Below are 18,496 nucleotides of genomic sequence, written 5' to 3' on the forward strand. Positions count from 1 at the left end.
TTTTCAGCGCGGAGATGTTTTATCTTTACTGAAAGTACGGATGCCCTATGCAAAACAATGTTGTTGCGCGGATAAAGACTTTCTTCCTCCCTTTTATGGTTGCATTGTTGCTGTTTACAGCCGTGTATAGTTTGTTGAACTGGTGGCTGTTCACACATCTGGCCATTTTCCCGGTGGAAGAAGATATACTGGATAAAACGCTCCCTTTGATATTAGCCTTTGTGCCGGCCTGGTACTGGGTGTGGCCACGTATTGCCTTGCTGGATATCTGGCACGACAAATCCGACTTTTTATACTACCTGATAGTATACATGGGGCTGGCGCTGCCGGCGATACTAACGCAATACTATATACGAAATGAGCGGAAGACGTTGGTGCAGCTGCAAACTATGGCAGAGATCAGCCAACGGTCAGCCGAAGCTTATCAGGTAAAGCAATGGTATGTTGGTAAGGAGTATGCTTCTGTATGGACGCAGGTTTCCATAGAAGGGAAACATAGCAATCTTTTTGTTTTTAGTATGTATGTGACAGCGCCGGTATTTAATACTGCCAGTGATACGGCTGTCGGTAAATGCCTGGCGTGGTATGGCGCTAAATACCGGACCTCTATGAGTAACAAGTTATCTGATGAGGAGAAAAGCACGCGTTGTGATGACTTCTTCCGGCATAGCTGGCAGTTGTTTCAGGAGAGAACGGTATATGACTGTTCTTATCTGGAGCGGCAGGGACATACCTGCGAACGCGCTAATTTTCTGCGGGCGGTTTATCAGAACAACAGGTATAATAATAACACCGATATACTCCTGTTGCCGATGACACGGCCGTTTAGCGCAAGAACGGGCAGCTCGTTGTGGTGGTTGCTCGGCACCCTGTTGCTTTTTCCGGCTGTATGGTTGATGGTGTGTTTGAAAACGCCGCTGAAACAGCCGGAAGGTAAGCCCGTTATTTCGCTGAGGCGGCGCTGGAATCCTGTCACCGTGATACTTTGCTGGTGTATCGGATCTTCATTGCTGATCGCGGGACTGAGCCGTCCGGGGGCCGATGAACTGACGTTTTGGGGAGCGGTCTCCCGCCCGCTGCTGGTCCGTGGGCAGTGGTGGCGCCTGTTGACCAGTTTGTTCCTGAACATTGCGCCATTACTGGGTTTGTATACGGCTATCCTGTATCTGGCCGGTTACATACTGGAGCCGGTGATTCGCGGAAAACGTTTCCTGTTTGCCTGGTTGCTGAGTGGTATGGCCGGCAGTTTACTGAGTATCATCGTATATCCTGACCGTCTGAGCTTTGGCGCGTCTGGCGCTATTCTGGGCATATGGGGCGTGATGTTGATGTTTATTCTCAGGAGAAAATTCTCACAGGACCTGGGTGTGGTCCTGCTGTATGTGATGGCCGTAGCCGGGTTGTTGGTCCTCTTCCTGATATTGGGATTCAAAAGTGCTGGTGATTCCGTAGCAGATATCGGCGGATTGACAGCGGGTTTGGTGATAGGCTGGATATATGCCCGGAAGCTTCCTGATCAGCAACAGGAAGAGCTCCCGGAGCATAAAAGTGCATAATCAGTGCCGGCCTGATGTCCGGCGTCAGTGCATTATCATGGCAGATGTGGCATGGCGTTGAGCAAAATATACTGTCGTTGTTGTCCGCTGAAATGTTGTTCTCCGGAAGTGAGCAATACCGGCCTTGTCACCAGCAAGGCGTCGCTGATAACGATACCCTGGCGGAAGGTGGTGTAGCCTGTCCAGTGGGAGGTGCCCGGTTTTACCTCCACGCGTAGTTTTTTCCCCTCTGTGGTGGCGATCTCCATTTGTTTGGCGTCATTGTCATAAAACCCTTCGCTAAAGCCTTCTCTTTTCAGCGTCACAGTTTGATGCTCCTTATCTAATGCGACGACCGTGATTGTTTGTGTGCCAGGGCCCCCCAGCTCCCAGGGGACGCCGATGGTGTGTTGCCAGGTGTCGCCCTCATGCAATTGTGCCGGCGCCGGCCCCCAGATCAGTGTATTGTACATCAGTCCGCTGGCGCTGGTATTGGCATAAGGTTTATCCTGCCAGATATTATTACCATCCAGGCCGATGACGGTAGCGGAGCGGTTTTCCGGGCGCCCGTCGTACCGATCAGTTTCCACAAAGGCCGGTCGGAGCGGATGGTTGTCGGTCACCTGATAGAAGCTGCTACCGCTGATGCGGAATACGAGCGGAGCAAAACCCTCGCCGGTCATGGCGATCGTCCGGGAGTAAATATTTGTCAGCGTGTCGCCTTTGGCCAGGTGAGGGGAGAGACAGGAGCTACCGGTTTGACCGTGGGCTAAACAGGGTATCAAACCTATTATCATGATTAAGAATAAAAGCGGTTTCATATTTGTTTTTTTGTGTACTAAAGGTGGTTATAAAGCGGTTGCGGGAAAAATCAATTAAACAGTTATAGGAAGATTTTCAATGACGGGTACTTCCTTTTCAATAATTCTGTTGGAGCAATGGGGGGTGGCACGAAATTTTCCGTCTTATTAGTACTACAACTGTTAATTGATGCTGCAAACCTTAGTCTGTACTTTGAAGGGATGGGTGGTGTTATTTTGTTTGCTATTGTCTGCAAACCAGGTTTGGGCTCAGCATTCCGCTACGACAAGCGGGAGGGTGGTGAACAAATTTACTGAAGAGCCGTTACCATTCGCTACTGTATATTGGAAAGCCGCCGGCTACGGCGTGATGACGGACAGTGCCGGTTATTTTAAACTGGCCAGAAGTTCCCGTCGGGAAGATACGCTGGTAGTGCGTTATGTGGGATATGATCAGAAAATGGTTCCACTGGCGGCTACTGAGGTGTCCTCATTGCTGGTGCAGCTGGAGGCCACCATGAAACTGGGGGTGGAGGTGAAAGCAAAGATGGACAAAGGGCTGGTATGGTGGCGGCAGATAGTGGCGCATAAAGGAGCCAATGCGCCCGGTCATTATGATAGTTATTATGCCGAACTATATAACAAACTGGAGATCGATGTCTCTAATATCAACAAACAACGCTGGGAGAAATCACGTCTCATGAAACCATATTCGTTTGTTACCCGGCGGATAGATTCTACTTCCGAGCAAACACCTTTTCTACCGGTATTCCTGAGTGAGTCAGTATCGGATTATTATGTGTCCGGCAGCCCGTCCAGAGTGCGGGAAGAGATCCGTGCCGTGAATAGCAGTGGCATCAAAAATGAGTCTGTGATGGAATATATGGGCGGCATCAATCAAAAAATCAATACTTATCACAACTCCATGTTGGTTTTCGGACGTGAGTTTATCAGTCCGCTCAGCAGCATAGGTGACCGCTACTACAACTACAAGGGGCTCGATACGGTTACCCAACACGGAGAACAATTCTACCATCTTGCTTTTACGCCAAAGCAGGAAGGTGAAAACCTGTTTGCCGGCGATTGCTGGATACAGGCCTCCACCTGGGCCATACAGAAAATCAGTTTGTCGGTGGTGGGCGCCGTGAATATCAACTTCGTAAAACGGCTGGACATCATTCAGGAGTTCACACAACAACGGGAAAAAGAGTGGGTGGTCACGAAAGATCGTTTTGTGGTGGAACTGGCCCCTTTGGGAAAATCCAGGACTACCTTCATCGGCCGTAAAACAACCTTGTACAGTCATATTACGACCAATCAGGATTTTATTACCGCTAAGCTTAATACCAACCGCAGAAATGAAGAAGTGGTGATTCCGGACAGCGCGACGACAGGCGGTAAAGCATATATGGAGCAGCATCGGCCGGAGACACTGACGCGCAACGAGAAACATGCTATAACGTTAGTGGATACACTGAAATCGCTGCCTTCCTTCCGGCGGTTGAGTAATACCATTACTTTTTTGGTAGATGGGCATATCAAACTGGGCAAGGTGGAGATCGGGCCATGGTACAAATGGGTGAGCCGCAACCGGGTAGAAGGGCCGCGGGTGCGGTTTGATCTGGGTACTACCGCTGAGTTCAGCCGTAACTGGCGATTGAATGGTTACCTTGCCTATGGTATGAAAGACGAGTCGCTGAAAGGTAAGATGGCCGTGTCCTATACCTGGCCTAAAGATAACGGATGGCAGGTTTTTGCTTCTTATAAAGATGATCTGGATAATAATCAACGTGGATTTAACGGCGAGGAAGTGTCGTTAGACAATATCTTCGGCCAGCTGGTGCGGCGCCGTGGTATCCCGCAGAAGTTTATCCGCGAGGCGGATATGCGGGTATCCGCCATCAAACAGTTTCCACAGGAGTTCTCCTTACAGGGTACTGTTTCCCGTACCTGCTATACCACATTTGAACCGTTGCCGCCGCATAAGATCTTCCTGTCGGGAGAGCATGAAAAGGTCGTTAATACAGAATTTCAGCTGAAATTCCGCTATGCGCCCGGAGAGAAGGAAGTGCGTACTTTCCGTAAAACAAGGCGGGTGCGGAGCAATCTGCCGGTCACCGAAATCGCTTATTCCCTGGCGCCATCAGGAGTGCTGGACAGCAAATACCAGTATCATAAGGTGAGTATGAGTGTGCGGCAGCAGTTTAATCTGACCGGCTGGGGGCGTATCAACTACATGGTATATGCCGGGCAGATCTTTGCGGACAAGCTGCCTTTTATGTTGCTGCAGGTACATCCGGGCAATGAGACCTACTATTATAACAAAGAAGCTTTCAGCCTGATGAACAAATATGAGTTCTTCAGCGACCGTTATGCAGGTGTCAATATAGAACACAATTTCAATGGTAAGCTGCTGAACCTGTTGCCTTTCATGCGCAGAACGGGCGTGCGTCAGTTCTGGAATGTGAAGTCAGTGATTGGTGATTTATCACATAGGAACCGTGTATATAACCAGATGGAATATAGCCGTTATGGTATGCGGTCTCTTAACGGTAACATCTATACGGAGGTGGGCACCGGCTTTGATAATATTTTCCGCTTCTTCCGGGTGGATGCTGTATGGCGATTTTATCCGCAGCCGTCGTCGACGAAACATAACGCGGATTTTGGTGTGTTCGGAAGTTTCAGGTTGCAGTTTTAGCCGGGTGTGATGATTGAATTTTTTGTAGTATTTTATTTTTATCATATTGATTTGTAATAAATCAAAATTTTACGGACAGCGTGAGAGGGAATGTTTTGTATGTAAGATCTGTGGCTGTTTTTCTTGTGTCTGGCCTGTGGTGTTTTATCGAATTGTATTTGGTGTGTTTTTTTAGTAAGGTGTGCTTACTAAATTTGAAAAGTAAAAAGTGAAGGGATATATTTGCTTATGCAACCATTTTACAATGAGTGATGCAGAATTTAATGCACTAATGGAATTGGCAGAAGAGCAGCTCAGGGAAGATGTTACACCGGAGGAAGCGTTGCGTTCGTTTGTGGGCGCAGGTATCCTTGACTGGGATGGTAATTTTAGAGAGCCATATACTGAACTGGAGGGAGTTTTTGCTGAGTTGTTCCTAAGAAAAAAGGTTGACCCCAATAATCAATAGTCATATACGATGTTGAACCCCAATACTGTCGTCGGCTTCCACGTGTGTGAGGCTTAGGGTGCTATATATTTATCTGATACGTTAGCATAAAATCTGTGTACTATATTCCTGATAAGTAAGTATGGAAACAACGCTCAATATTGAAAAACTGGTTTATGACATTCGGGAAACCAATCAATATTTTTTAAGTCATATTCAAAAGCAGGTAAATACTGCGTTGACTTTACGTAATCTAATCATAGGATTTTATATTGTTGAATATGAGCAAAAGGGCGAAGATCGTGCAGGGTATGGTCGTGGGTTATACAAAAACATCATTTTAAGGCTAAATGAGACAGGTGTTTTGTCAATCAGAGAACGTCATTTGTATCTCTGCAAGGACTTTTATAAAGCCTATCCGCATTTTTTTCAAGGAACCGTCTTTGGTTATTATTATGCTGATTTACAACGGATTGGAATTTTGCGGACACTGTCCGCAAAATCTTCCGGGAGCGCAAATACTGCTGTTGAAGTAGATTCCCTGATTACACAACTGAGTTTTTCTCACTTTATAGAGTTACTAAAGCTCGACATGCCATTGAAACGCTGTTTTTATGAGCAGGAGGCCATAAAAAACAATTGGAGCGTGCGTGAGCTACAGCGGGCTATAAACAGCTTGCTGTATGAACGAACAGGATTAAGCCTGGATAAAGAGTTTGTTATGAAAGGGCAGATACGGGAACAAGTGTTAAAGCCTGAGCATGTTTTTAGAGATCCCTATATGCTGGAGTTTCTGGGATTGGAAGAGAAAAACGCATACTCGGAAACTGATTTGGAAGAAGCGATTATTAACCACCTCCAGACATTTCTATTGGAATTGGGACGAGGATTCTGTTTTGAGGCCCGACAGCGACGTATAACTTTTGATAATACTCATTATCGTATTGATCTGGTTTTTTATCACAGGGTATTGAAATGCCATGTATTGTTAGACTTGAAAATAGGTGAGTTTACGCATGCCGATGCCGGGCAAATGAATGTATATCTAAACTTTTTCAGAGAGCATGAAATGAGTGAGGGCGATAATCCGCCTGTAGGTATTGTTTTATGTGCCAGTAAAAACGAGAATCTTGTCAGGTATGCGACGGCGGGTTTATCTCAACAAGTATTTGTTTCAAAATACATGATTAATCTGCCAAGTGAGACAGAACTTGCCAGGATCATTGAAGAGGAGCAGGAGAAAATGGGGATGATTTAAATCACCCCCTGAACTGCCTCAAATGATGATCAATATGTTTATATGCCAGCTGCCCCATCTGGTCACGGGTCATTTTGCCGAAGAAAGGATGGTTTACTGACTGAACAGCTGCCTGCGCATAAGACTGTAGCAGTGTTATCCATTTTGTTTTTTCTTCGGAGATATCGCCGTCCGGCCCTGTGATTTTCATGGCCGCAACGGTAGATGCGCCACGCATCATCGGTTTCTCGTCTTTGAGTATTTGTTTCAGTATCGTTTTACCGAAAAGGAAACTTATCAGTTTGCGCTTGTAGGTTTTGTGGCCCAGTGCCATTTCTTCCCAGAGGCGGCAGTGTTTGAGCATCTGGTAAAGGGTCATGTGGCCCCATTCGGGGCTGGCATCGGGTGGAAGGGCGTTGATACGCCGGATGATTTCTTCCCGTACTACGGGGTCAAGGAGTGTTTTCATATTCAGGTGAGTTGAGCCAGGGAAAACCAGTTACCGGAATCGTCTTTGAAAATAGCCTCGGTGCCATAGAATTCTTTTTTGGGTGCTTTGGTGAATTCCACGCCTTTGGCGGTCATTTCCTCGTAGGTAGCGTAGATATCGTCGCAGGTGAGTACGGCTACGCCGAAGGTGCCTTTGCTGACAAGGTCTGTCATAGCATCCACGGTTTCCTGTTTGAACATCGCGGTGGAAACGGGGGAGAGCACGATTTCGAGGCCTGGTTGCTGTGGCGGGGAAACGGTGAGCCAGCGGACATCTTTGCCCATGGGCACATCGGTGACCACGCGGAAGCCGAGTTTATTGGTGTAAAAATCCAGCGCACGGTTTTGGTCCAGCACGTAAACCGTCATGTGTGTTACTTGTGTGATCATCGGGATATCTTTAGTTTTCTGTTACAAAGGACGATGATGCTCCGCTATTTCATTTGTTCAAAATTGCTGTTTTGGGAGCCATCCGTATTTTTCGGCGAAGCAGCCGGGTATATATGCCAGCGGAGTGGCGGCTACCTGTGCTTTGAGTGCCTGGTGTTGCTGAAGATAAGCGGAGGGTGCCATGCCGGTGGCGCGTTTGAAGAGATGGCTGAAAGAGCTGATACTTTCAAAGCCGACGGCATAACAGGTATCTGAAACGGGGGTGCCTTCCTGTAGCAGCTGCCGCGCTTTTTCTATTCTCACTGTTTTGAGGTACTGGTGGGGCGTCTGGTGATAAATCGCTTTAAACTGCTTGATGAAATGGAATTTGGAGAAATAGGCTTCGTCGGCGATACAGTCGAGGTCTATAGCCTCAGCATAGTGCCGGTCAATAAAAAGTTTGGCCTGGACCAGCCGCCGGTACAAATACATTCTCGGATATTGCGGGCCTGTCATAGACTACCGGTTTTTACGAAGTCCCCGAAAAATAGTCATTTCGCAGGATAAATTATTACAAATTAATTATTTATTATCTGTAAAGATCTACTCTGTAGTATGTATTAACAAAAAATAACAAATAAACATGAAAATTTTGCTGTAAATTGATGAGTACATTAAAACTCATCATTATGATCTGGACTATTATTATCGGAGGCATCGCTGGCTGGCTGGCCGGTAAAATTATGCGTGGTGACGGGTTTGGGATTATTGTAGATATTATTGTGGGAATCATTGGCGGCTGGCTGGGAGGCTGGATTTTCGGTAAACTGGGGCTGCATATGGGCAATGGCCTGATCGGTTCGTTGATCGTAGCGCTGATAGGCTCCATTATATTGATCTGGCTGATACGCCTTGTCAAGCGGTAATCATCTTTGATAGCGAAGAAAAACGCCGGTAAGAAAATACCGGCGTTTTTTATTTTCTCTCTTTGAAAGATATAACCGTAACGGACATATGAAATCGCGGTGTGGCGCAACGGCATACAGGATAAGGATCATGTTTTTTAGTGTGGAGTTTGCTATCATTTATAGACGATATTCCAGAACGTAGATACGTAATAGTTATAGCATACAAACCGGAACATTTGATGGATCATGGCTTGAAAGTTGATAGAAAAAAAACGTAAATTGGAATAGTTGTTGTTTTTTTTTATCTTCATAACAACGATATGCGAACGTTAAGACCGGATACTATTTAGCACCTCGTGCAGCCTGGAATAAGGCGTGGGCAGTAACCAGCGAACATTTTATTTTTGATAACCATAATCTTTGTCCCCTCAACAAGATCGTATGAAAACACCAAACCTTATGGCAGCGTTATTGCTGGCCTCCGCTTTTTCTACCGCAAATGTCTATGCGCAGGAAACTGCTTCCGCAACTGCAACCGCCACTATTGTAACGCCTATCAGCATTACGAAGGACGTGGACATGAACTTTGGTAATGTGGCCGTACAGTCTACTGCCGGAGGAACCGTAGTGCTTTCCCCGGCCGGCGTGCGCACAGTAACAGGAGGCGCCACATTACCCAGCACGGCTACCGGAACAGTTACTGCTGCGTCTTTCACCGTAACAGGGACCGGCAATTACACTTACAGTATTACACTGCCTTCCACAGCGCTCACTATTACCAGCGGCTCCAACACCATGACGGTAACCAATTTCGTCAGTAACCCTTCCGGCGTGGGACAGTTGTCATCCGGTACACAAACCCTTACGGTAGGGGCTACACTAAATGTGAGCGCAGCGCAACCTGCAGGCACGTATGTGTCCGGTACTCCTTTCGATGTAACGGTTAATTATAATTAATTCAGCCATGATATGGTATTGAACAGGTGTCTCAAAAGAATATGCGACACCTGCAAGCAGCCAATTGTACTGGCTGTGGGTGTGTAGATATGTACATAATCGTCGTTTATCTCAGTGGAAAAAAATCAACAAATTATGGAGTTGTTGCCGGCACAACCAAAATCCAGGTCTATCGCTTTTTTTACTTTTATTTTTTCAGTTGCCTTGTTGTTTCACAAACCTGTAGTTGCCCAGGGGAATCTGTTGATAACTCCCGTGAGAGCCGTTTTTGAAGGAGCACAACGTTCGGTGGAACTCAATCTTGCCAATGCGGGAAAGGATACCGCCAGGTATGTAATCTCCTTTTTGGAAATCAGAATGAATAAAAACGGAACATTTGAGCAGATCACTGAACCGGATTCAGGTCAGTTGTTCGCCAGCAAATATCTCCGGTTTTTCCCCCGTAGCGTGGTACTGGGCCCGAATGAAGCGCAGGTGGTAAAACTACAGTTGACTGGTGTGGCGCAACTTGCCCCGGGAGAATACCGGTCGCATCTCTATTTCAGAGCGGTGCCGGATGAAGGCCCGGCGGACAATCCTGATAATGCAGGTCACAGTGATATTAATGTGAAACTTACACCGGTATTTGGCATCACCATACCGGTGATCGTGCGGGCAGGCAATACCACGGCAAGTGTACAACTGTCAGATCTTTCGCTGGACATGGAAAAAGGCCCGCGGTTGACCATGCTTTTCAACCGGACAGGCAATGCATCCGTTTACGGCGATGTGACGGTAGATTATATTTCACCGCAGGGAAAAAAGATACAGGTAGCAACGGCCAATGGGCTTGCTGTATATACCCCCAATCAACAACGGTATTTGCATCTTCCACTGAATAATGCGCCCGGGACAAATTTCCACACAGGAAAACTTCGTGTAACATACTCCGTTAGTGCTCAATCAAAGACTTCACAACTGGCAGCAGCAGAACTACCATTAAGATAAGGCCCCGATATCGCCGGCAAAGCCGGAAAGCCATTGCAGACCGGAACAATCAACCCAGTAATCTTTTATGAGGTGATGGTACATTTAATCATACAGCTATGGTACGGCAGGAAACATACGCCGGGCGTTAAGTCCCGGTGTTTCGGATGGGGGATGCTGGCCGGCTGGTTGTTGCTGCCGTGTCTGTTGTTTGGGCAAACCAGCTGGACAGGATTGTTCAGCAGCTCTTGGTCCAACAGTTTGAACTGGACAGCAGGCGTGCCTAACAGCAATGTGGATGCGGTGCTCGGCGATGCCAGTTTTGTCGGACTTTTTTATCCTACTGTCAATACAAGTTCCGCCTGTCGGTCGCTGACAGTGGGTGCCGGGCAAACGGTATATCTCACCATCAGTAAAAATCTCACGGTAGCCAGAAACCTGTCGATTAGCACGGGAAGTACTATTTCGCAAGGCGGTGTTACGCTGACGGTGCAGGGCAACTGGACCAATGCGGGCACCTACAGCACTACCAGTACCAATGCCAAGGTCATTATGGCCGGTACCACACAGGCTATCGGAGGGAGTGCTACCACTACCTTCCGGCGGCTTACCATTGGCGTGGGCAGCGTCACAACGCAGAATGTGAACATGAACGTGTCTCTTGCCTTCAGCGTAAATGGCACATTTATTCCCGCTGACGTGGCCACCCCGCCGGTCGTCTCAGGAGCGGGCACCCTCTCCGTAACAGATGGTGGCGTGCTCCGCGTGAATGCGGCCACTATGGCCGGTAACTATGCAATTACCGGTACGGTTAGTTTAACGCAGGGCAGCATTGTAGAATACAGCGGCACACTGGTGAATCAGACTATCAGAAACAATTTGACATACGGAACACTCCGTGTAAGTGGCAGCACCATCAAAACGCCTGCGGGCAATCTCAATAGCCTCAACGCCACTACGGCTACTGCCGGTAATATCGTTGTCTTATCCGGCACGCTGGACCTTTCTTCTTATACGGCCAACAGGGGCACTACCATCACCGGAGGGGCGCTTACGGTAGCCAACAATGCCACGTTGAGGATTGGCGGTACCAATACCTTTCCGCTCAACTACAGCACGGTATCGCTCAGTCTGACCAGCACGGTGGAATATTACGGGACCAGTCAGGTGGTCGGGCAGCAAACGTATGGTAACCTGACCTTGTCGTCCGGTAGTGGTGCCGCTGTGAAAACATTGCCAGCCACGCCATTTACCGTGGCTGGCAACCTGACGTCCACCATAGGAAGCGGCACTTCCGTTACCTATACCGCCGGGGCAGATATGACCGTGAGCGGTAATGTGGTGATAGGCGCCTCTACTACGTTTAATGGTGGTAGTTATAACATTACCGCTGCCGGTAACTGGACTACTAACGGCACCTTTAATGGCAACACCGGAACGGTGACAATGACGGGGGCAGGCAGTAGTATCAGCGGCTCAGGCACGCAGAATTTTAACAACCTTACTGCTGCTGCCACAAATATCACCGCTGCTGCAGGTACTGCTATTACCATTACCGGAAACCTGGCCACATCGCCTCCGGGTACTTTTACCCATCTCACGGGCGGCACCATCACCATGAGCGGCAGCAGTAAAACTATCAGCGGTACAGGTATCTCGCTGGAAAACCTGATTGTCTCCGGTGCTGTGACTGCTGCTTCCGGTGTTACGCTCACCGGCAACCTTACTGTCAACGGGAGTTTCAATGGTACCGGCGGAACAGTGATCATGAGCGGCGCCAACAAAACATTTTCGGGCAGCGGCACCATCACCTTTGGTACGCTTTCCGTGGCCGGCTCCGTGACGTCTTCCACCAGTTTTTCTTTGAATAACACACTCGATATACAAGGTGCTTTTACAGCCAGTGCAGGTACGGCTACCTTTGCCGGCAGCAGCTTCCTCAATGGCTCCGCCAATCTGTACAACGTAACGCTGAATGGCACTTCGCTGCAGCTATCGGCCAATGCCGTGCTGGGAATAGCCGGTACATATACCATTACGGCCGGCACGCTGAACGTTACCACAACGGTGCCGAATACGGTGAACTTCAACGGGGCAGGTACACAAACTATTCCTGCCGGCACGTTTTATAATCTTACCGTGAGCAATGCCAATACTAAAACATTGGGTGGTACGGTGACCGTGAATAATGATTTTACCATCACCACAGGAACTACTTTCAACGGAGGCACTTCACAATCACTGACTATCCTGGGCAACTGGATCAACAGCGGCACCTTTACTGCTGCTACCGGTACTGTCACCCTGGGAGGGGGCAGTAATACCACCCTTACAGGGGCCAGTACCTTTAATACGCTGGTGCTTAATAAAACTGCGGGTACCAACCAGGTGACATTGCAAAACAATGTTTCGGTGCAAACATTGACCATGACCAGCGGTACCATGCTTACCGGCAGCAATACAGTGACCATCACCGGTAACAGAAGCGGTAATGGGATCATACTGGGTAATATCCAGCACTCCCATGCATTCTCGCTGGGAGTGGCTTATGCCTTTGAAGGTCCCTACAATACCATCACCCTCACCGGTGTGACGCTGACCGGCTCTATTACAGTATCCGTTAACCCACAGGTAGTGGCCGATTTCCCCTCCGGTACCGCCGTTAACCGCGAGTATAATATTACTTCTTCAGGAATCACATTGGCGGCCACAACATTGCGTTTTCATTATGAAGATGCAGAGCTGAACGGCAACAATGAATCCAATCTGAGCATCTGGCGGAACACCGGTTCCGGCTGGGCTATATATGGCAACACGGCCAGCAGCACCACCAACAATTACGTAGAGCAAGCCACGTTACTGTCAGCCAGTTTTACCGGCAGATATACCCTGGCCGCTACTTCCAATGTAGTAAGATGGAATGGGTCGGTCAGCAGCGACTGGAATACCGCCGCTAACTGGACGGTGGCGCAGGGATCTCCTTCCCGTCCTCCGGGAACAGGGGATGTGGTGGAAATAGGAACGATCGCTTTTACGAACCAACCAACTATCAGCAATAGTGTGACCGTTGCCGGCATCTCTTTTGGCAGCGTCCAGGCCGCCACCGTTACCCTGGCAGCAGGAGGCTCCCTGACTACACAGGGAAATATAACCGGTATATGGTCGGCTAACGTTACACATACTATCAATGTTAATAATCAAAACCTGACGGTAAACGGCAACCTTTCGTTGAGTGACGGCACGACAGGACATAACATACAACTCAATATCGGTAATGGCAACGTTACCGTAGGCGGAGCATTAACGCAATCCGGCAATGCCGCGATCACCTGTTCGGGTACCGGTGGACTGACTATCGGCGGCAACTTTAACTACACCAACGGCGCTTTCAACGCAGGGTCCGGCACCGTGACTTACAATGGCAGCAGCAATCAGACTGTGGCCGGTCTTACCTATAATCAGCTGAACATCACCAAAACCGGCGGCAGCGCGCTGATCGGCAGTACTACTACTGCTAATGGAAATGTGACTGTCAATAGCGGTGATCTTAGTATCAATGCGGCTACCACCATCAACGGTGATTTTAACATCAACACCGGGGCTACCGCCAAAGGAGGCTCGTCTTCGCTGACCGTAGGGGGCAACTGGAATACGAGCGGAGTATTTACACCCGGCTCCGGTACCGTCACCCTTACCGGCGGCAATAACCAGAACATCTCAGCCACCACTTTTAATAACCTCATCGTTAATAAAGCCGGTAATGCAGCCACGCTTACCGGTAATGTAATTGTCAGCGGTAACCTGACTGTTAATGCCGGTACGCTTTCTCTTTCTACGTATAACATTAACCGCAATGCACCCGGTGGCATTTTTACACTGGCCAATGGGGCTACCCTGAATGTAGGCGGCGCCGCTAACTTCCCATCCGGTTACACACAATACCAGCTGGGTAACAGCAGTACCGTGGTGTATAACGGTACCGCACAAACGGTGACGGGCGGCATCGCTTATGGTTATCTGACATTGGCAGGCAGCGGTACTAAAAGCCTGGCGGCCAACATTACTGTCAATAGCGATCTGCAGATCGGCGCAGGCGCTACCCTGAGCGCAGGTACCTATACTACTAGTCTGTACGGCAACTGGAACAATGCCGGTACTTTCAACGGCGGTAGCGGAACGGTGACGCTGAATGGCAGCGGAAAAACCATCACCGGCAATACCACTTTCAACAGGGTGACCGTATATGGAAGTTACAGTGTGGCCGGTAGCAATATTGTCTACAACGGGCTGCTTCAAATCCTTACCGGTGCCTCGTATAACGGCGGTAGCGGGTCCGCCACCGTTAACGGTGATTTGATCAACAACGGGTCGCTGATCAGTAATGGTGTCACTACCTTCTCCGGTACCGTTGTGCAAACAATACGCTTTGTAAACGCTGTAGTATCCAATTCCAGCGGGGTGATCAATTTTAACGGCAGCGTGGCGCCGATATTAAACTCCACCAGTTCCCCCACTTACGCAACACTGAACATCAACAACACTGCAGGAGTGACCGCAAGTGTGGGCTGGATTGTACTGGTAGCATTTAATATCAGCAGTGGCGCGACTTTCAATGGAGGTGTTTCCACGCATACCATCAGCGGCAGTTTCACCAACAACGGTACTGTCACCAGCAGTGGCATACTGAACTTTAACCCATCAGCAGCACAGAATATTCAGTTGACCGGTACCAACTTCACCAGTACCGGTACCGTGATATTTGGCGGTACTGCGGCAATGACGGTAACAGGTACGCCTACCAGCCTGAATGCGGTCACCATCGCCAATACAGTAGGTGTTACTCCCGGCGCGGGGTGGACCGTTGGCGGAGACCTGTATATCAATGGGAACGCAGTATTAAATGCTGGTGGTAATAGTTATACCATTGGGGGCGATATCGAGAGTAATGGCACGCTGCATGGTGGCACATCTACTTTTACCATGACAGGCGCTGGTGCTGACCTGACGGGTAGCGACAGCACTTCTTTTTACAACCTGGTCATCAACGGCAATACAACGGCCAATTCCAACTTCAATGTGATGAGCAACCTCACCCTGAACGACACGCTGGATGCTTCTGTTGGCACACCGGTGATGACAGGCGCCAGTGCTTCTGTTATCGGGGGGACTGTCAATCCTTTTAATCTGGCTACGCTGGAAGTACAAAAATCGAACAACGCCGTGGTCTCGTTGGGCCGGTCTCTTTCTCTGATGACGGTGCTGGACATCCTTTCGGGCGTGCTGGATACCAAAGATTCCACCATTACGGAAGATGCCGTTAACGGAGGTGCGCTGACTATTAACAACAGCGCCCGACTGATTGTACGAGGTGTCAACAGCCTGCCCGCTTTTGATACTTATTCACTGGACACTCTAAGTTTTGTGGAATACGGTGGTACCACACAAGCCGTTTCCGCTGCCACACCATATGGCAATTTGGTCATTTCCACCGCCGGCACCAAAACTGCATCGGCGCCGTTAACCATCCTGAATGATTTCTCCCTGAGCAACGGCACGTTTGTCCCTGGCAGTTATACCGATACACTGTTAGGAAACTGGACGATGACCAGTGGTGCATTTACCAATACCGGCTCCACTATCTATTTTGCCGGATGGGCCAATCAACAGGTAACGTCTACAGGGGCCTTTAATAATATGCAGGTTAATAAACTATCGGGACAGGTGGTATTACAAACCAATGTCACCGTTAGTGGAAAGCTGACGTTTACCGCAAAAAATATCAAAACCGGTAGCAACACCCTGATCATGCCTGCCGGAGGGACCGTGACAGGCGCCGGTCAAAATACAGGCTGGGTATATGGCCGTTTGCAAAAGAACGTAGCTGCCGGTTCATCGGTATCGCGGACGTTTGAAATAGGAGACAGCCTCGTTTATTCACCGGCGACAACTTTGTTTGCCAGCGTGAGTACGGCCGGCAATGTAGTAGGGGTGACTACTCCGGGCAATCATCCCAATATAGCCACCTCCGGTATCGATACTGCGAAAGGGGTGAACCGTTATTGGTCGCTTGTTAACAGCGGTACGGTGTTCACGACTGTAAATATTACGCTCAACTGGGCGGCCGCCGACGTAGATGCAGGTGCCAATACCGCTAACTTTAAAGTGGCCCGGTATGATGGTACCAGCTGGTCGCTGCCGGCAGTCAGTACTCCTTCGGCTACCTCCATTCAGGTTACCGGGCTCACTGCTATGGGTGATCTGATAACAGGAGAGCTTTCACTGGGCACTGTCTGGACAGGAGCGTTGAGCACCAACTGGTTTACCGGTGGCAACTGGTCGACCGCCATTGTGCCACTGAGCAATACCAACGTCACTATTCCTTCCGGGCTGGTGAACTATCCGCTGGTGGGCACAGGAACAGCCAATGCCAACAACATCACGATACAAACAGGAGCCACCGTCACCGTGGCCAGTGCCACGCTTCAGCTGGGAGGTGTTATCAGCGGCCCCGGTACCATTATCGCTACTACCGGCACCATTGTATTCAATGGTAACGCCGCGCAGGTGGTGCCGGTGGGCGTTTTTTTCAACAAGACATTGCAAAACCTGACCATCAACAATACTGCTGGTGTAACGTTGTCGGATACACTAAATATCAGCGGCATACTGAAGCCGACCGCCGGGCAGTTCAATGCCGGTGGATTGCTGACGTTACTTTCCACCGCAACGGCCACCGCTTTGATTGACGGCAGTGGCGCCGGACAGGTGACCGGCAACGTTACCTTACAACGTTATTTGTCCAGCGCCTTTGGCTACCGTTACCTCAGTTCACCTTTTCAGGCGGCCACCGTCCATGAACTGGCAGATGATATTAACCTGAATGCCTCTTTCCCTTCTTTGTACCGTTATGACGAAAGCAGGTCTTCATCCGGCTGGGTAGCCTATACCAGCGCTGCCAGCCCGCTGGTGCCCATGCAGGGTTATACCGCACAGATGGGGACATCTTCGGCGCCATTCACAGTAGACATGACCGGTGTGGTGAATAACCAGTCCGTTACCTCGCCGGTGCTCTCCAATAACCATCTGCCCTATACGCAGGGCTTCAATCTGATAGGCAATCCTTATCCTTCTCCGATAGACTGGAACGCGGCCTCCGGCTGGACGCGTACCAATGTGGACAATGCCGTGTACTATTTTAATCCCGGCATTTCTGACCAATACACCGGTACCTACAGTACTTATATCAACGGGGTATCCAGCGACGGGGTTGCCAACAACATCATCGCATCTATGCAGGGTTTCTTTGTACATGTGACAAACGGTGCTTTTCCGGTGACGGGCAGTATTACGATCAACAACAATGCTAGGGTCAACACACTGACGCCGGTCTTTCACCGGGTGTCACAGGAAACGCCGGTATTAAGGCTGAGTGCCGCTTTTGCAGATAATGGGCAGCCAGGTGACCCACTGGTTATCTATTTTGATGCGGAGGCCGCCCCGGCATTTGAAACGCAGCGGGATGCTGTCAAACTGATGAACACTGATCCGGCAGTGCCTAACGTATATGCGCTGGCAGAAGACAGTTCACGGCTCTCCATCGGAGCATGGCCTAACACCTGGGACTCTACCATGGTGATCCCGGTGGGCATTAACATTGCGCAAACCGGCTGGATCACTTTTCAAACGATGAGTCGTGACCGTATTCCGGATAACCAACCGTTGTACCTGAAGGACGCAGTTACCGGAGCATATACTTCCCTGTTGCCCGGCAATAAATACCGCCTGTATCTGGAGGCCGGCAGTTATAATCGCCGCTTCTCCATCGTGTTCCGGAAAGAAGGGGGAAGTACGCCCTCTTCCGGTGAGCCGGTATTCAATGTATATAACAAGAGCGGCTCGCTGTATGCCTATTTTGATAAGGTGCCGGGAGAGCAGTGTTTTATCAGCGTTACCAATATTGTAGGACAGGTATATAGCCGGAAATTATTTACCGGCAATGGTTATCATTTACTCGGGTCGCGATATGGAAATGGTATTTATATCGTGTCATTTCTGGCAAATGGTAAGGTCACGTCCCAAAAGATATTTATCGGAAACCCATAATCGC

General features: G+C 49.2%; 12 protein-coding genes. 8 read left to right on the forward strand and 4 right to left on the reverse strand.

Annotation, left to right across the window (positions count from 1 at the left end; all coding sequences use genetic code 11):
• Positions 1–47: 47 nt before the first annotated feature.
• Positions 48–1,556: a rhomboid family intramembrane serine protease gene (locus ICL55_RS25385; protein ID WP_188102749.1), complete on the forward strand. Its 1,509-nt coding sequence runs from the start codon at positions 48–50 to the stop codon at positions 1,554–1,556.
• A gap of 35 nt (positions 1,557–1,591) precedes the next feature.
• Here ICL55_RS25385 and ICL55_RS25390 read toward each other — a convergent pair whose 3' ends face one another.
• Entirely contained in the window at positions 1,592–2,320 is a 729-nt protein-coding gene (locus ICL55_RS25390) for a hypothetical protein (protein WP_188102751.1), read from the reverse strand.
• A 316-nt stretch (positions 2,321–2,636) separates the two neighbouring features.
• Between ICL55_RS25390 and ICL55_RS25395 the strand changes: the two genes are divergently transcribed.
• From ICL55_RS25395 to ICL55_RS25405, 3 genes are all read left to right on the forward strand, one after another.
• Complete coding sequence (locus tag ICL55_RS25395) at positions 2,637–5,036, forward strand: DUF5686 family protein (protein WP_188102753.1); 2,400 nt, start codon at positions 2,637–2,639, stop codon at positions 5,034–5,036.
• Between the two features lie 244 nt (positions 5,037–5,280).
• Complete coding sequence (locus ICL55_RS25400; RefSeq protein ID WP_188102754.1) at positions 5,281–5,484, forward strand: hypothetical protein; 204 nt, start codon at positions 5,281–5,283, stop codon at positions 5,482–5,484.
• A 121-nt stretch (positions 5,485–5,605) separates the two neighbouring features.
• A complete protein-coding gene (locus tag ICL55_RS25405) occupies positions 5,606–6,721 on the forward strand; it encodes a PDDEXK nuclease domain-containing protein (protein WP_188102756.1) in 1,116 nt (371 codons plus the stop codon).
• A 1-nt stretch (position 6,722) separates the two neighbouring features.
• On the opposite strand, the gene ICL55_RS25410 is transcribed toward ICL55_RS25405, so the two are convergent.
• The 3 genes from ICL55_RS25410 to ICL55_RS25420 are packed head-to-tail and all read right to left on the reverse strand — an operon-like array spanning position 6,723 to position 8,074.
• The gene (locus ICL55_RS25410; protein ID WP_188102758.1) at positions 6,723–7,169 is read right to left on the reverse strand and encodes a DUF1569 domain-containing protein; all 447 of its coding nucleotides are present in this window, start codon (positions 7,167–7,169) and stop codon (positions 6,723–6,725) included.
• Between the two features lie 2 nt (positions 7,170–7,171).
• Positions 7,172–7,579: a VOC family protein gene (locus ICL55_RS25415; RefSeq protein WP_188102760.1), complete on the reverse strand. Its 408-nt coding sequence runs from the start codon at positions 7,577–7,579 to the stop codon at positions 7,172–7,174.
• Between the two features lie 57 nt (positions 7,580–7,636).
• Entirely contained in the window at positions 7,637–8,074 is a 438-nt protein-coding gene (locus tag ICL55_RS25420; RefSeq protein WP_188102762.1) for a helix-turn-helix domain-containing protein, read from the reverse strand.
• A gap of 173 nt (positions 8,075–8,247) precedes the next feature.
• Between ICL55_RS25420 and ICL55_RS25425 the strand changes: the two genes are divergently transcribed.
• The 4 genes from ICL55_RS25425 (at position 8,248) to ICL55_RS25440 (ending at position 18,492) form a co-directional block, all read left to right on the forward strand.
• Positions 8,248–8,484 carry a GlsB/YeaQ/YmgE family stress response membrane protein gene (locus ICL55_RS25425; protein WP_188102765.1) on the forward strand — a complete coding sequence of 79 codons (237 nt, stop codon included), beginning with the start codon at positions 8,248–8,250 and terminating at the stop codon, positions 8,482–8,484.
• Between the two features lie 441 nt (positions 8,485–8,925).
• Complete coding sequence (locus tag ICL55_RS25430) at positions 8,926–9,423, forward strand: DUF4402 domain-containing protein (RefSeq protein ID WP_246496580.1); 498 nt, start codon at positions 8,926–8,928, stop codon at positions 9,421–9,423.
• A 255-nt stretch (positions 9,424–9,678) separates the two neighbouring features.
• Positions 9,679–10,410 carry a fimbrial biogenesis chaperone gene (locus tag ICL55_RS25435; RefSeq protein WP_188102769.1) on the forward strand — a complete coding sequence of 244 codons (732 nt, stop codon included), beginning with the start codon at positions 9,679–9,681 and terminating at the stop codon, positions 10,408–10,410.
• 75 nt (positions 10,411–10,485) lie between these two features.
• Positions 10,486–18,492 carry a hypothetical protein gene (locus ICL55_RS25440; protein ID WP_188102771.1) on the forward strand — a complete coding sequence of 2,669 codons (8,007 nt, stop codon included), beginning with the start codon at positions 10,486–10,488 and terminating at the stop codon, positions 18,490–18,492.
• Positions 18,493–18,496: the final 4 nt, after the last annotated feature.

Source organism: Chitinophaga varians (assembly GCF_014529945.1).
Lineage (GTDB): Bacteria > Bacteroidota > Bacteroidia > Chitinophagales > Chitinophagaceae > Chitinophaga > Chitinophaga varians.

Bases quoted from the DNA above. Each gene is read 5' to 3' on its own strand.
- ICL55_RS25440 (WP_188102771.1), top strand. From the start codon at position 10,486: ATGGTACATTTAATCATACAGCTATGGTACGGCAGGAAACATACGCCG.
- ICL55_RS25430 (WP_246496580.1), top strand. From the start codon at position 8,926: ATGGCAGCGTTATTGCTGGCCTCCGCTTTTTCTACCGCAAATGTCTAT.
- ICL55_RS25415 (WP_188102760.1), bottom strand. From the start codon at position 7,579: ATGATCACACAAGTAACACACATGACGGTTTACGTGCTGGACCAAAAC.
- ICL55_RS25420 (WP_188102762.1), bottom strand. From the start codon at position 8,074: ATGACAGGCCCGCAATATCCGAGAATGTATTTGTACCGGCGGCTGGTC.
- ICL55_RS25400 (WP_188102754.1), top strand. From the start codon at position 5,281: ATGAGTGATGCAGAATTTAATGCACTAATGGAATTGGCAGAAGAGCAG.
- ICL55_RS25385 (WP_188102749.1), top strand. From the start codon at position 48: ATGCAAAACAATGTTGTTGCGCGGATAAAGACTTTCTTCCTCCCTTTT.
- ICL55_RS25410 (WP_188102758.1), bottom strand. From the start codon at position 7,169: ATGAAAACACTCCTTGACCCCGTAGTACGGGAAGAAATCATCCGGCGT.
- ICL55_RS25405 (WP_188102756.1), top strand. From the start codon at position 5,606: ATGGAAACAACGCTCAATATTGAAAAACTGGTTTATGACATTCGGGAA.
- ICL55_RS25425 (WP_188102765.1), top strand. From the start codon at position 8,248: ATGATCTGGACTATTATTATCGGAGGCATCGCTGGCTGGCTGGCCGGT.